This window comes from Shewanella sp. GXUN23E (genome assembly GCF_050865035.1).
Lineage (GTDB): Bacteria > Pseudomonadota > Gammaproteobacteria > Enterobacterales > Shewanellaceae > Shewanella.
In genome coordinates, this window is the sequence record NZ_JBOZWP010000019.1 from 19,791 (window position 1) to 33,199 (window position 13,409).

Annotated in this window: 12 protein-coding genes; 10 read left to right on the forward strand and 2 right to left on the reverse strand. The window is 54.9% G+C overall.

The genetic code is table 11. The annotated features are described in order from the left end of the window. Positions 1-20: 20 nt before the first annotated feature. Positions 21-695: a nitroreductase family protein gene (locus tag ACRRUX_RS15320; RefSeq protein WP_432531874.1), complete on the forward strand. Its 675-nt coding sequence runs from the start codon at positions 21-23 to the stop codon at positions 693-695. Positions 696-1,067: 372 nt separating this feature from the next. After that, a complete protein-coding gene (locus ACRRUX_RS15325) occupies positions 1,068-1,721 on the forward strand; it encodes a CatB-related O-acetyltransferase (protein ID WP_432531876.1) in 654 nt (217 codons plus the stop codon). Positions 1,722-1,755: 34 nt separating this feature from the next. Here ACRRUX_RS15325 and ACRRUX_RS15330 read toward each other — a convergent pair whose 3' ends face one another. Beyond that, the gene (locus ACRRUX_RS15330; RefSeq protein ID WP_432531878.1) at positions 1,756-3,471 is read right to left on the reverse strand and encodes a methyl-accepting chemotaxis protein; all 1,716 of its coding nucleotides are present in this window, start codon (positions 3,469-3,471) and stop codon (positions 1,756-1,758) included. A gap of 206 nt (positions 3,472-3,677) precedes the next feature. Here ACRRUX_RS15330 and ACRRUX_RS15335 point away from each other — a divergent pair, with 206 nt between their 5' ends. After that, positions 3,678-4,709, forward strand: a complete 1,032-nt coding sequence (locus tag ACRRUX_RS15335) for an endonuclease/exonuclease/phosphatase family protein (protein WP_432531880.1) — start codon at positions 3,678-3,680, stop codon at positions 4,707-4,709. Between the two features lie 216 nt (positions 4,710-4,925). Here ACRRUX_RS15335 and ACRRUX_RS15340 read toward each other — a convergent pair whose 3' ends face one another. Further along, entirely contained in the window at positions 4,926-6,545 is a 1,620-nt protein-coding gene (locus tag ACRRUX_RS15340; protein ID WP_432531882.1) for a DEAD/DEAH box helicase, read from the reverse strand. 294 nt (positions 6,546-6,839) lie between these two features. Between ACRRUX_RS15340 and cydD the strand changes: the two genes are divergently transcribed. The 7 genes from cydD to ACRRUX_RS15375 all read left to right on the forward strand — a co-directional run bounded on the left by cydD (position 6,840) and on the right by ACRRUX_RS15375 (position 13,291). Next, the gene (gene cydD / locus ACRRUX_RS15345; RefSeq protein ID WP_432531884.1) at positions 6,840-8,657 is read left to right on the forward strand and encodes a heme ABC transporter permease/ATP-binding protein CydD; all 1,818 of its coding nucleotides are present in this window, start codon (positions 6,840-6,842) and stop codon (positions 8,655-8,657) included. Continuing rightward, positions 8,654-10,405 carry a heme ABC transporter ATP-binding protein/permease CydC gene (gene cydC / locus ACRRUX_RS15350; RefSeq protein WP_432531886.1) on the forward strand — a complete coding sequence of 584 codons (1,752 nt, stop codon included), beginning with the start codon at positions 8,654-8,656 and terminating at the stop codon, positions 10,403-10,405. Before cydD ends, cydC begins: the two co-directional genes overlap by 4 nt. A gap of 159 nt (positions 10,406-10,564) precedes the next feature. Next, a complete protein-coding gene (locus ACRRUX_RS15355) occupies positions 10,565-10,852 on the forward strand; it encodes a DUF134 domain-containing protein (RefSeq protein WP_432531888.1) in 288 nt (95 codons plus the stop codon). 6 nt (positions 10,853-10,858) lie between these two features. Beyond that, a complete protein-coding gene (locus ACRRUX_RS15360; RefSeq protein WP_432531890.1) occupies positions 10,859-11,338 on the forward strand; it encodes a NifB/NifX family molybdenum-iron cluster-binding protein in 480 nt (159 codons plus the stop codon). Positions 11,339-11,556: 218 nt separating this feature from the next. Continuing rightward, entirely contained in the window at positions 11,557-12,255 is a 699-nt protein-coding gene (locus tag ACRRUX_RS15365; protein ID WP_432531892.1) for a cupin domain-containing protein, read from the forward strand. Positions 12,256-12,364: 109 nt separating this feature from the next. Continuing rightward, entirely contained in the window at positions 12,365-12,988 is a 624-nt protein-coding gene (locus tag ACRRUX_RS15370; protein ID WP_432531999.1) for a glutathione S-transferase family protein, read from the forward strand. A gap of 15 nt (positions 12,989-13,003) precedes the next feature. Further along, complete coding sequence (locus tag ACRRUX_RS15375; protein ID WP_432531894.1) at positions 13,004-13,291, forward strand: MBL fold metallo-hydrolase; 288 nt, start codon at positions 13,004-13,006, stop codon at positions 13,289-13,291. Positions 13,292-13,409: the final 118 nt, after the last annotated feature.

Here is a 13,409-nt window from a genome sequence, read left to right on the forward strand (position 1 = left end):
AGACATAAAAGGAGCGCACTATGACACAGGTTCATCATCCGCTGGATGACTTCACCGAATACCCTCAGGATGAGATGCTCAAGCGAGCCAGAGATCATTATGCCGACATTCGCCGGCGACATTCCGTTCGTCAATTTTCAGATCGACCCGTGCCGCGGGAAATTATTGAGCAGTGCATATTGGCCGCCGGAACGGCACCCAATGGTGCCAATCATCAACCCTGGCATTTTGTCGCTATCGAAAGTCAGGCGATTAAAACCAGGATCCGTCAGGAGGCTGAAGCGCTGGAACAGGCTTTTTATGCCGGCAGAGCCGGGGAGGAGTGGCTGGATGCGCTCAAACCACTGGGCACCAATGCCAGCAAACCTTATCTGGAGCACGCCCCCTGGCTGATTGCCATATTCAGCCAGAAACGTGGTGGGCAGCAGGAAGATGGCCAGAGTACCAATTACTATGTGCATGAGTCAGTTGGGATAGCGACAGGCTTTTTGATCCAGGCGCTGCATCATGCCGGTTTGGTCACTCTGACTCATACCCCTAAACCCATGAGTTTTCTCACTGATATCTGTGGCCGCGACAGAGACAATGAGCGGCCTTTTATGTTGCTGGTCGCCGGTTATCCGGCTGCCGGTGCCACGATACCCGGGCATGCGTTAATCAAAAAGCCGCTGGAGCAGATACTGACAGTGCTGTAATGACAGCGTTATGCGGATGACCGGATGTGTGTTGTCGGCGTTCGCGTATATCTACAGATATCACCTGTCGGGCGCCGTTTTTTGCGGCGCTGATATCGTTCAGGTGCTGCTCTCTTCTCTACGGCTGCTGGTTTCTTACTCAGTACAGGTTGTTAATCAAGGCGTTGAGTATCTGCGTTGTGATGTATTGTCTGGAGATGTGACGCTGGCTAAGGGACAATAGCGGCAGATGACCGCGCCGATTTTATTTGCTGTGGCTCAGTCGGGTTCAATGAAAAAAATGTCGTCAATGAGCCGCTTATCTTTCTCTGCCAAGTCATCTTCAACGAACAAACTATTTTCACTAACCCAGTTATGTCAGGGTAACCCCAAATGACCTCATCCATATTCCCCGATTGGCTGACCTCCGAGCGGCTGAAAGAACAGGTAACTCACTCCAATATTGAAGTGGGTGACTACAGTTACTATTCCGGTTTTTATCACGGTAAATCGTTCGAAGATCAGTGTGTTCGCTATCTGCTGGGCGACAAGGTGACGGCGGATGTGTGGGAGGCGGGCATCTGGGGTGAGGTGGATAGGCTGATTATTGGCAAGTTCTGCTCCATTGCTTCTGGGGTCACTTTTATGTTGGCGGGCAATCAGGGACACAGGCTTGACTGGATCTCGACCTTTCCTTTTGATCCGGCACAGTTTGGCGGCAAGGTGAAATCCGGTTTTCAGCGTGCCGGTGACACGGTAGTGGGGAATGATGTGTGGATTGGCTCTGAGGCCATGATCATGCCCGGGGTGCGCATTGGTGATGGCGCAGTGATTGGAGCTCGTGCGGTGATCAGCAAAGATGTTGAGCCCTACTCGATTGTAGTTGCCAACAACAGAGTAGTGCGCAAGCGGTTCACTGATACGCAGATAGATGCGCTGCTGACATTGCGCTGGTGGGATTGGCCTGAAGAAAAGTTAAAGGCCCATATGGAGATTATGTGCAGCGCAGATGTACAGGCATTGATTGACGCGGGCAAAGAGAGCTGAAATGGGGTCAGCCCTGCTTTGCCACACTATTGCATCAGGCGAGTTCTCTGGCATTTTCTTCCAGCACAGAGGCGGAGTCACTGATGGTAACCAGCGACGAGGATACCTGCGCCGACAACTCCTGGATCTGGTGCAGTTGCTGACTTATCTGCGATGAAGAGGTGGATTGCTCGGACGCAGACTGTGAAATACGACTATTGAGGGCGACGAAGTCTTCAGTCGCCTGGCTTATGCGGTTGAAGATTTCATTGAGGTTTTCAATATTGTCCCGGGACGAGACCATCATTCCTGCCGCCACTTTCACTGTGTTGTTGACCGATTGGGTCTTGTCCTGAAGATTGGTGATCATCTGCTCAATCTCCAGTGTTGAGTGCTGAGTTCGCTGTGCCAGCGAACGCACTTCGTCGGCAACCACGGCGAAGCCCCGTCCCTGTTCGCCTGCGCGGGCTGCTTCAATGGCGGCGTTCAGAGCCAGCAAATTAGTCTGCTCGGCAATAGTTTTAATCACATCCAGTACCCGGGACACTTGCTGACTTTCGCTGGCCAGTCCCTGCATGGCTTCCTGGGTTTTGTTGAATTCATTTTCCAGTGATGAGATTGAGTTGCTTGCCTGACGAACAGAGCTCATCCCGGTGGAAATGTTATTGCTGTTGGTTCTGGCCTGACTTTCAGCCTCGTGGGTGATCTCCTGGACCTGTGCCATTTGTTCGGCCAGCAGGTTGATGGTTTCACCGGCTTTAAGCACCTTGGTATCCAGTTGGCTGGAAAGCTCGGTGCAGCTGGCAACTGTGTCCCGGCTTTCTGCCGCCAGCTTGGTTACACCGGTTGCTACTCTGGCCGTGGTTTTGCTTTTCTGGTGCAGATTGCCCAAAAGTTGATTGATCAGCTGACTGATATTCAGTGCTTCACCTTTGGTATCAACTTTGATTTCAGTGTTCAGCTGGTTATTGCCAATCACATCTTTCAGCTGCTTACTGATGCTCACCAGAGGCGCGGCAATATTGCGGTTCACCAAGAAGAAGCCGGCGACTGATACCAGCAGCATGAGCAGCATGAATGTCAGGGTCACATAGGCGTCCTGCAACAATGAGTTGTAATGACCTTCCAATGCACTTTGAGTACGGTTTTCAAGTTGCTCAAAAAACTTGTCGATGGGGGCCATGATCTTGGCCTTTTCCGCATGATAAGTGGCTGAGTGCGTCAATTCTGCTGCCAGCGCCGTGTCGGGCTGACCCTGTTTGGTATATTGGCCTGTGGTCGGGTCCTGGAAAATCCCTTTAACGGCGTTCATCGCTTTGACTTCCAGAGCCACCAGAGCATCTGAATTACCCTGAGCCTCTTTGAGCAGCGCAAATTCCCTGTCGCTGAAGCCCAGATCTTTCATGCGTTGCTGCAATGAAATGGTTGGGCCATCGGCTTTGGGTTTATCACCATAATTCAATACCAAATCCCAATAAATCCGGTGAGAGTTCTGTGGGGTGGGTTTCTGACCATTGCGTATCGCCAGGATATCCAGGTACATCTTTTCGTAATCCGGATTGCCGGTCAGCGAGTAGGTTCTGGCCAGGCGGGTCAGATCATCTGAACTCTGTCTCAACTCGTCGGCGACCTGATAAGATTGGTAGCGGACTTCTGCAGTATTGAGCAGTTCCCTTGAATAGCTCAGTACGTTGAGCATGGTGATGATGGTCAGCAATGCGAACACGCAGATGCTGCCAAATACAAAACTCATGGTGGATTTGGTTGTCATGGTGGTCCCAAAGTAGCTTTCTGTGTTGGATATAAATAGCTTAGCTCAGCTTTTTGGAAAGATGATAAAAGCTGCAAATGGGTATAGGCTTTTTTAGAAGGCGGCATGCTGCTCACCGGAAGAATATTGCTGAACGGCAGTCAGTGGCGGCTGTTGCCTGTTGGCGTTTGAACCCGCCCCTGTAAAAAGATTGAATTGAGGTCGACATGGCTTCAGCTGATACCGGTACTGATGTACTGCGATTTGCTACCATCAACTTGTTGAATTTTATAGAACCTCCTCTGGCCTGCTATGAGTCAGATAACATTTATTCGCATGCTCAGTGGCAGGCCAAGTGCGCCTGGCTTAGCAGTTATATCAAGCGTCAGCAGCCGGATGTCATTGCGTTTCAGGAGGTGTTCAGCCCGGATGCATTAACCCGGCTGTTGACTCCGCTGGGATTCACTCTGGTAGCGGTGGAAGCCCCAGGTCTGGTGGATGGATATATCTATAACCGGCCGATTAACATGATTGCCAGCCGCTTTCCTGTGCTGGAGCTGGGGGAGGTGACGGTTGATTCGCAGGTTTGTCAGGCCATGGGACTGGACACAGGTTTCGGTTTCAGCCGTCGGCCCGTATGGTGCCGGGTGCAATTGCCTTTGGTTGGACAATGCGATGTGTATGCTGTTCATCTAAAGTCGAAGCGGCCGTCGCTCGATCCTTCTGGCGTGGGCGCTGTCACTGAGCCCGATGCGGTGCAGACGCTGTCCCGTCAGCTGGGCCGGGCCTGCTCAGATTTGCTGCGCGGCGCCGAGGCGGCCATGTTGATGCACCACATCATTGCCCGTCGCAGTCAGGACCGATTGCCGATTGCGTTGATGGGGGATTTTAATGATGGGCTGGGGTCAACTGTGCTGGATGTATTGCATATCGACAACCAGATAGACGCCTGGCTGGCGGCATCTCCGGACAGACGTGATGCCGGAGTGGATTTTTATGGCTTACGCGACAGTTTCCACCTGCATTGTCTGCATGTCGGGGCCGTTGAGCGGGCACCAACCCATTACTGGGGCGGGCGCGGCAATGTGCTGGACTATATTTTGCTGTCCTGCGAGTTTGATCCCCGCAGCAGCATGAGCACTATGGATGTCACTGATTTTAGGGTCTGCGATCGGCATCTGTTCGGGCCTCAAAGTGTGCTGGATCGGGAATCCAGTGATCATGCCCCCGTGCTGGTGGAGTTGACTCCCAGAAGCTGAATACAGCAAACCCGCACGAAGCGGGTTTGTTGTTTTGGTATTGCTGAGCACGCCAAATGCCGGTGATCATAATCTCATTCAACCTCAGCACCCGCAGAGTGATTTGACTGGATGAAGGTCAAGGTATGACAGTGGTCATGCGGCGTGGCGGGCAAAAAGTTTGTTTCGCTCCGCCAATTCAGCGCTGTCAATTTAGCTTCGCCAATCAATATCCCATTATTGCGCCTGGGTTTGCCGGCGACGTCGCTGTGGGTTTGAGGGCTTATTGTCTGCTCCGGCAGAAGGCTGCGCCTGATGTTCACTCCGACGGTTGCCCTGATACTTGCCTTTATTTGCCGAACTCTTTTGTCCCTGCGCAGGCTTATGCTGAGCGCTGCCCAAAGCTTTACCATTGCCGGATTTCGACGGTCTGGATGACGCCTGCTCTTTAGTGCGGCCACTGTCTTCTGGCTTGCCTGTTTTTGACGGCCTGTTGCGCTGTGTTCTGGCTTTCCCCTGATCGGCCTTGGCCTGGTCTCCCTTGTGTTGCGCAGCTTTGGTTTTCGGCTGTTTGGTCTGGGTCTTATCGTTTTGCAGCTGGTTCAGTACCCGGTCATCGGCCTTGCGGTCCTGGCGACGGCGATTGCGGTTGCCGTTAGCGGCATTACCGGCAGGTTTATCTGACTTCTGCTGGCCCTGACTCAGCTGAGTCTGTGGCAACGGCTGCGCTGGGGCAAACCCGCTGATCTCAGCGCGCTCAATATGACGGCCGATCAGTTTTTCAATGTCCCGCAGCTGCTTCACTTCTTCACTGCATACCAGTGATACCGCCTGACCGGAAGCGCCTGCGCGACCGGTACGACCGATGCGGTGCACATAGTCTTCCGGCACATTGGGCAGATCGAAGTTCACTACCTGAGGCAGCTGATCGATATCCAGACCCCGGGCCGCAATATCGGTGGCGACCATGACCCGGACGGCGCCGGACTTAAAGTTGGCCAGGGCGGCAGTACGGGCGTTCTGGCTCTTGTTACCATGGATGGCAACGGCAGAAATCTCTTTGCCGTCCAGATACTTGGCCAGTCGGTTGGCTCCGTGTTTGGTGCGCGAGAATACCAGCACCTGACGCCAGTCGTTGGACTTGATAAGTTCGGTCAGCAGTGCCGGTTTCTGACTCTTGTCTACCGGATAAATCCACTGTTCAACCGTCTGGGCCGTGGTGTTGCGCGGCGTCACGGATATTTCTACCGGGTCGTTAATCAGGCCCTTGGCCAGCGAGCGGATCTCATCGCTGAACGTGGCGGAGAACATCAGGTTCTGACGTTTGGCAGGCAACACCTTGAGGATACGGCGGATATCATGAATAAAGCCCATATCCAGCATACGGTCGGCTTCATCCAGTACCAACACTTCCAGTGCATCGAAACTGACGGCTTTTTGGGCATGCAGATCCAGCAGCCGGCCAGGCGTCGCTACCAGAATATCCACGCCCCGCTTGAGCGCGGTGATTTGCGGATTAATGGAAACCCCGCCAAATACCACGGTATTGCGGGATTTCAGATACTTGCCATAGGCGGTCACATTGTCATCAATCTGTGCGGCCAGCTCCCGGGTCGGGGTGATGATCAGCGCGCGTACCTGCAGCGCCGCCGGACGCTTACCTTTACTCAGCAGCTCGAGCAGTGGCAGAGTGAAGCCTGCTGTTTTACCTGTGCCTGTCTGGGCTGCTGCCATGACATCCCTACCGGTTAATACCGCGGGGATGGCCTGGGCTTGAATGGGGGAGGGGGTTTCGTAGCCCTGTTCGGCTACAGCTTTCAGGATTGGGGCTGACAGCCCCAGGGAAGAAAAACTCATGCTGTTCCAGTATCGTCGTTGGCGGCGGCCCTGACTGTTGCCACATTCTGGCGGCGGGCTGCCTGGCGGGGCGCAGCTTACCGTATCCGCGCCGATTTGGCTATGAAATACCCGGTCGCACCCCGATTAATTGGGATTTAACTCCCCGGCAGCCAGCCATAACGGGATGAATTAACAGACTTTGATCCAAATCAATTTTTGTGAATTGTCTAGCAAATCCAAAGTTGCAGGTTTATTCCGGTGACGAGTGTTGAGATACTGCCTGCCGTTGTATTGGATGTGACGCGGATCCCAATGGATAAATCGCTGGAAAAACAATTAACCCTCTGGCTGAGACAACAAAAGTCTGCCTGTGGTGTGTATTTGCGCCTGTCGGTGCTGATGGGCGTTTTCAATGGTATGGCGCTGGTGCTGCAGGCCTGGTTGGTCGCCGGCATGTTGCAGGGCGTGATTATTGACAGCCGTCCGGCTACGGACTTTTCATTGCAGCTGATACTGCTGGCGGGTTTGATCCTGCTTCGTGCGGTGCTCGCCTGGGCACGTGAGCGTCTGAGTTTTCAGGCGGGATTGCAGCTGCGACAAACGATTCGGGCCGCAGTATTGGATAAGCTTGAATGCCTGGGGCCTGCCTTTATCAAAGGTAAACCGGCTGGCAGCTGGGCCAGCATAGTGCTCGAGCAGGTTGAAGATCTGCAGGACTTTTACGCCCGTTATCTGCCGCAGATGAGCCTGGCAGCATTTATTCCGCTGATTATTCTGGCGGTGGTGTTTCCACTGAACTGGGCCGGCGGCCTGATCCTGCTGGTAACGGCGCCGCTTATTCCGCTGTTTATGATTTTGGTGGGCTGGGGCGCAGCCGATGCCAACCGCAAAAACTTTGCGGCACTTTCCCGTCTGTCGGGACACTTCATGGATCGCCTCAAAGGTTTGCCAACCCTCAAGTTATTTTTCCGGCAGGAGCAGGAACTCCGCAAGATTGAGCAGGCTTCGGAAGAGTTTCGCAGCCGCACCATGGCGGTGCTGCGGATGGCGTTTTTAAGCTCCGCCGTACTGGAGTTTTTCGCCGCTGTCTCGATTGCAGTGCTGGCTGTGTACTTTGGTTTCAGTTATTTGGGACACCTGGACTTTGGCCACTATGGGGCGCCGATCTCTCTGTTTACCGGCATGTTTGTGCTGATCCTGGCGCCTGAGTTTTATCAGCCGCTGCGCGATATGGGGACTCATTATCACGCCAAAGCCCAGGCAATTGGTGCCGCCGAAGCACTGATGACACTGCTGGAGCATCCACAGCCAGAGGGGGAAGGCTTGCACAGCGTCAGCGGCCCACTGACTATCGACGCGCGAGATCTGCAGGTGATGAGCGTTGATGGCAAATGTCTGTTGGGGCCGGTCAGTTTCAGCATTAAACCCGGTCAGCATCTGGCGCTGGTAGGCCCAAGTGGCGCCGGTAAAACTTCGCTGATGAACGCTTTGCTGGGCTTTTTGCCTGTTCGTGGTGAACTCACGGTTAACGGTATCGCCCTGGCGCAGCTGGGTAAAGCCGTGCTCAGAAAACAGCTGGCCTGGCTTGGACAGGAGCCGCAATTGTTTCATGCCAGTATCAGAGACAATGTGGCGCTGGGTAATCCGCAGCTGGATGATGCGCAAATCCTCGGGTTGCTTGAACGCGCCTGTGTGCGTGAGCTGGTGGATGAGCAGCCTCAGGGGTTGGATTATCGGGTGGGCGAGCAGGGACAGGGGCTGTCGGTTGGTCAGGCGCAGCGCATCGCCCTGGCGCGGTCGCTGGCACAGAATGCTTGTGTGTATCTGCTGGATGAGCCGACCGCCAGTCTGGACAGTTTGAGTGAACGTTTGGTGCAACAGGCGCTGAATGACGCCACCGCAGATCATAGCAGCCTGATGATTACCCATCGTCTGGAGGAGCTGCGTCGCTGTGATGAAATTCTGGTGATGGATAAGGGCCTGATTGTACAGCGTGGTGACTATCAATCTCTGGCCGGTTCGCCCGGGCTGTTTGCCGATATGCTGGCCCAGAGTCAGGCCACAGCCGTGGATATTCTTGCCGGTGAGTCGTCGCCGCAGCCTGAGCAGAGTCAGGGAGTTCAATCATGAAAGCATTGTTGCCCTTTATTCGGCTGTTTAAACGCCAGTGGCTGATGATGTTTGTCGGTCTGTTTTTAAGTATCACCACCCTGATGGCCGGGATGGGACTGCTGTCCCTGTCTGGCTGGTTTTTGTCGGCTACCGCAGTTGCCGGACTGTCGGTGGTCACGGCGCAGGCCTTCAATTTCTTTACTCCCGCCGGTGGGGTGCGTTTTTTATCGATTATGCGAACCGCCAGTCGCTATGGTGAGCGATTGGCAACCCACGAAGCGACGTTCAGATTACTGACGGATTTGCGTATCTGGGTGTGGCGCAAACTGATGCCGTTGTCAGAAAAAAATCTGGCCGGTGTGCGCCGGGGTGATCTGCTCAATCGTCTGGTTGCCGATATCGACACCCTGGATCATATCTATCTGCGCCTGCTGACGCCTCTGGGCGCATCACTGGTGATGATTGGCCTGCTGTACCTGTTCCTGTCCTGGTTTGATGTCACCCTGGCCGCCAGCCTGTGTGGTGCCCTGCTGCTGGCGTGGTTTGCTTTGCCGCTGGTGTTTTATGTGCTGGGTAAAGCGCCCGGCCGACAGTTGGTGCAGGCGCGGCGCAACTATCGGGTAGAGCTGCTGGAATATTTGCAGGGACAGGCAGAACTGACCTTGTTTGGGGCCCGGGAACAATACCGCAGTCGTCTTAACAGCACAGAGCAGCAACTGCTTGGCGCACAGCGCTCCATGGCCGCCGTGACGGCTCTCAGCCAGGGGGCTCTGGTGCTGGCCAGTGGCGCGATGTTGCTGTTGATGCTGACGTTGGCAGCCAATGGTGTGGGCGAGCATGTGCCACCCGGGCCGCTGTTTGCCACCATGGTCTTTGCTGCGCTGGCCAGTGTGGAGATGCTGATGCCGCTGGCGGGCTCGTTTCAGCATTTGTCTTCCTGCATCATGGCAGCGCAGCGGGTGACTGAGATTACCGCTCAGCAACCGGATATCCTCTATCCCGCTCAGTCGCAGGCGCATATCAGCCGTGGCGCACTGCAGCTTAACGATATCAGCTTTGGTTATGATCCCGCCCGGCCGGTGCTGCGGCAGATTAATCTGACTCTGCAAGCCGGTAAGAAAGTGGCGCTGCTGGGGCAGACCGGCTGCGGCAAGTCGACACTGCTGTCGCTTGTTACCCGTCAGTGGCAGGCGGACAGCGGCAGCATCAGTATTGATGGTCAGGCGCTGACAGATTTCACCCAGGCGCAGCTGTGCGCGGGCATTTCTGTCGTGAGTCAGCGGGTTTACCTGTTTGCTGCCACCCTGAGGGACAATCTGAGTATCGCGCTGATGCCCGATGAGCAGGGCAAGGCGGTGAAAGTGGATGATGCTCACTTACTGGCAGTGCTTGAACGTGTCGGCCTGCAGACTCTGACGCAGGGTGAGCGGCCGCTGGATACCTGGCTTGGCGAAGGTGGACGCCAGTTGTCCGGTGGTGAACTGCGGCGTATCGGCATTGCCAGGGTATTGCTGCGCGATGCCCCGCTGCTGCTGCTTGATGAGCCCACTGAAGGCCTGGATAAGCGCACCGAGCGGGAGATCCTGTCGGTGTTGTTTGAGTTCGCCAAAGACAGGACTGTGCTGATGATTTCCCATCGGCTGACTGCGATGGCACAGATGGACCAAATCCACCTGCTGGAAGCGGGGCAGATCACCGCCAGTGGCACCCATGACAGCTTGCTGGCCACCAACGCTTATTACCAGAGCCTGTATCACCGGCTTTGAGTGCTGCGCGCAGCGATGACAAAAACGGCCCATTGGCCGTTTTTTGTTTATCTATTGCTTAATATTTGATTTTTGGCGCTCGGTCACTGATTTATCACGCCCGGCTTTGCACAATAGTTTCTGGCATATGCCAGAAACCAGTGAATCGATGAGGCCGGTATGGCAAGACCCAAGAAGTGCCGACATCTCAGTGCCCATGTGCCCTGTAACCTGTTCAAGCCCAACGGCATCAGGGGCTGTGAGCTGGAGAAGCTGATACTCGACGCCGACGAATTTGAGGCGTTGCATCTGGCCGATGTGCTCAGGTTGCAACAATTGCAGGCCGCTGAGCAGATGGGCATATCCCGCCAGACCTTTGGCAATCTTATCGGCAGCGCCAGGCACAAGGTTGCCCGGGCCATTATTGAAGGCAAGGCCCTGGTCTTGCCTCAACCAATAAAGGATTGAAAAAACATGATTATTGCAGTACCTCTGAGCCGGGGAAGACTGGCCAGACACTTTACCAAGGCACCTCAGATCGCCTTTTTCAATGCTGAGCACCAGCTGATGGAAACCCTGGATAATCCGGCAATGGCAGGTGGCTGCGCCGCCAAAAAAGCCATGTTGAATCTGATTAAATCCCGTGGCTGCAGCATGGTGCTGGTGGACCAGATTGGCGAGCGCATGCTGGGCAAACTGCTGGCGACCGGCGCAGTGATAAGTCGTGGTGACAGCGCCCGGCCACTGGAGCAGGTACTGGCGGCAAGTCATGACAATGCCCGTTATCTGACGCAGGCAAGCCAGGGGCGGGCTTCCTTGAATCATGCCAAAAAGGGGGGCTGCGGCGGTGGCTGTGGTTGTGGCGGTCACAGCAAGGCCAAGGCTCAGCCCAGCCTGCTGACCAAAGCTGATACTGTGGCCTCACTGAGCTTTCGCGGCTTCAAAAAGCTCTGAAGACCGGCGACATCGACCCGGGCTGATTGACTCATCCCGTCGCAGATATGCTGATGTAACTGATTGAATGGCGGTTTTTACCGCCATTCTTGCACTGCGACAAGTTTACCTCGAAAAACAAAAGCTATCCCGGGGGGCAAACTAATGTGCCTCGTCACTCCTCTTTCCTCTGTCTAGACTGTGAAACCAGATAACGGATTGCACAGGAGCGACACAAGATGAACAAACAGCAGCAGGCGACGGCGGCTCAGTCCTGGATTGAGCTGAATGCAGATTTCAGTGCCGCGGTAATACTGTCAGCCCCGGCGCTGAAATATGCTCCCACACCTATGCCCGGTGTCAGGCGCATGATGTTCGAACGGGTGGGCGATGAAGTTGCCCGCCGGGCCACTTCCTGCGTGACCTATCAGGCGGGCAGCCATTTCAGTCCCCACACTCATCCCGGTGGTGAGGAGTATCTGGTGCTGTCCGGCACATTTTCAGATCAGCGCGGGGATTTCTCGGCTGGCTGGTATGTGCGTAATCCTCCGGGCTCATCCCACGCTCCCTTTACCCGCGAGGGCTGCGAAATATTCGTTAAGCTGTCGCAGATCCCCGATGACGAGACTGACTTTCTGCAACTGGATACCCGTGCGGCCAACTGGCAGTCGTTGTCTGATGCCGAGGAAGAATTATTGCTGTGGCAATCGGGCAATGAGCTGACCTGTCTGCATCGGGTGCAGGCGGGCTTCTGCAGGCAGTATAGGGAGTCTGACGTGCTGGAGCTGTTTGTGATTGATGGCGCGATTGACTTCAATGGGCAGTTGCTTGCCGAACACTCCTGGTTGCGTATGCCGCCCCACAGCCGGATAACGCTCAAGGCTCACGGTGCGGCGCAGTTTTATTTGAAAATCGGTCGTGGCGCCGTGCGTTACTGAGCACTAACCACAGGGCCAAGCCGTTTAGCGCCGTTCAGCGCCCAATCCCAATCCCAACTATTCAATCAGGACGCCGTCGCGTCAGGGGGAAGTTATGTCGGAAAAAGCAATCCAACTTTATGAAACCACTGGTTTTCCAAATCCAGCCAGGATCCGCGCGGCTTTGAGTTACAAAGGCATTACAGATCAGGTGTCTTTTATTGAAGTTGATGTGATGGCCAAGGCCCACCGCACTCCTGAGTTTTATCGGATGAATCCCACCGGCACCGTACCGGTGCTGAAAACCGCTGAAGGCGTCTATTTATCGGAAAGTACCGCCATTACCGAATATCTGGATGGGCGCTTTGCAAAGCGGAATCTGACCGGAGAAACCCCGCTGGAGCGCGGATTAATCCACATGATGCAGCGACGAGCGGAATCCATGGTGATGGACGCGGTGGGCGCCTATTTTCACCACGGGACCGCCGGGTTGGGACCGGAACTTGAAACCAATCAATGCCCGGCCTGGGGACTGTTGCAAAAAGCGGCTGCCGGTCGCGGGCTGGCGTATTTCAATCAGGTGCTCAGCGACCATGAGTTTGTAGCCGCCGACAGATTTTCCATGGCAGATATCACGCTGTTTTACGGCTTGGCTTTTGCCGATTTTGCGGCCGTTGAGGTGCCATTGTCGCTGACGGCACTGCACGCCTGGCGAGAACGGGTAAAGTCGATTATTCAGGTGCCAGGCCAATGATCCCTGAGGTGATACATGCAGGTATTCAGCTTTTACCATGACAGCTCAGGCTCAATCAGCTATGTGGTGACCGCGAACGGTCAGGCGATGATTACCGACCCTGTGCTGGATGGGAATGGCATTGGATTTCTTAAGGATTTTGCCGATCAGTTGCTCAACCGTATTCACCAACTCGGGGTGAAGCTGAAGTCATTGCTGGAAAGCCATGTACATGCGGGCCACCTCTCTGACGTCGCTTATGTGCGCCGGCAGCTGGGTAACGTGCGCGGTGGACAGAGTGAGCAGGCGGTGTTTGCACGCTGACAGGGTTTGAGCTGCTGCGTGATGACAGGACTGAGCCGGATTTGGGCGGTCAGTCAGTGCGGTCGGCCCGTGCAGTTAGCAGAAATGCCGGGAAATACTCCATCCTGCGTCAGTATTC

Excerpts from the sequence above, each read along its gene's own strand:
- ACRRUX_RS15320 (WP_432531874.1), top strand. The coding sequence starts at position 21 with ATGACACAGGTTCATCATCCGCTGGATGACTTCACCGAATACCCTCAG.
- ACRRUX_RS15325 (WP_432531876.1), top strand. The coding sequence starts at position 1,068 with ATGACCTCATCCATATTCCCCGATTGGCTGACCTCCGAGCGGCTGAAA.
- ACRRUX_RS15330 (WP_432531878.1), bottom strand. The coding sequence starts at position 3,471 with ATGACAACCAAATCCACCATGAGTTTTGTATTTGGCAGCATCTGCGTG.
- ACRRUX_RS15335 (WP_432531880.1), top strand. The coding sequence starts at position 3,678 with ATGGCTTCAGCTGATACCGGTACTGATGTACTGCGATTTGCTACCATC.
- ACRRUX_RS15340 (WP_432531882.1), bottom strand. The coding sequence starts at position 6,545 with ATGAGTTTTTCTTCCCTGGGGCTGTCAGCCCCAATCCTGAAAGCTGTA.
- cydD (WP_432531884.1), top strand. The coding sequence starts at position 6,840 with ATGGATAAATCGCTGGAAAAACAATTAACCCTCTGGCTGAGACAACAA.
- cydC (WP_432531886.1), top strand. The coding sequence starts at position 8,654 with ATGAAAGCATTGTTGCCCTTTATTCGGCTGTTTAAACGCCAGTGGCTG.
- ACRRUX_RS15355 (WP_432531888.1), top strand. The coding sequence starts at position 10,565 with ATGGCAAGACCCAAGAAGTGCCGACATCTCAGTGCCCATGTGCCCTGT.
- ACRRUX_RS15360 (WP_432531890.1), top strand. The coding sequence starts at position 10,859 with ATGATTATTGCAGTACCTCTGAGCCGGGGAAGACTGGCCAGACACTTT.
- ACRRUX_RS15365 (WP_432531892.1), top strand. The coding sequence starts at position 11,557 with ATGAACAAACAGCAGCAGGCGACGGCGGCTCAGTCCTGGATTGAGCTG.
- ACRRUX_RS15375 (WP_432531894.1), top strand. The coding sequence starts at position 13,004 with ATGCAGGTATTCAGCTTTTACCATGACAGCTCAGGCTCAATCAGCTAT.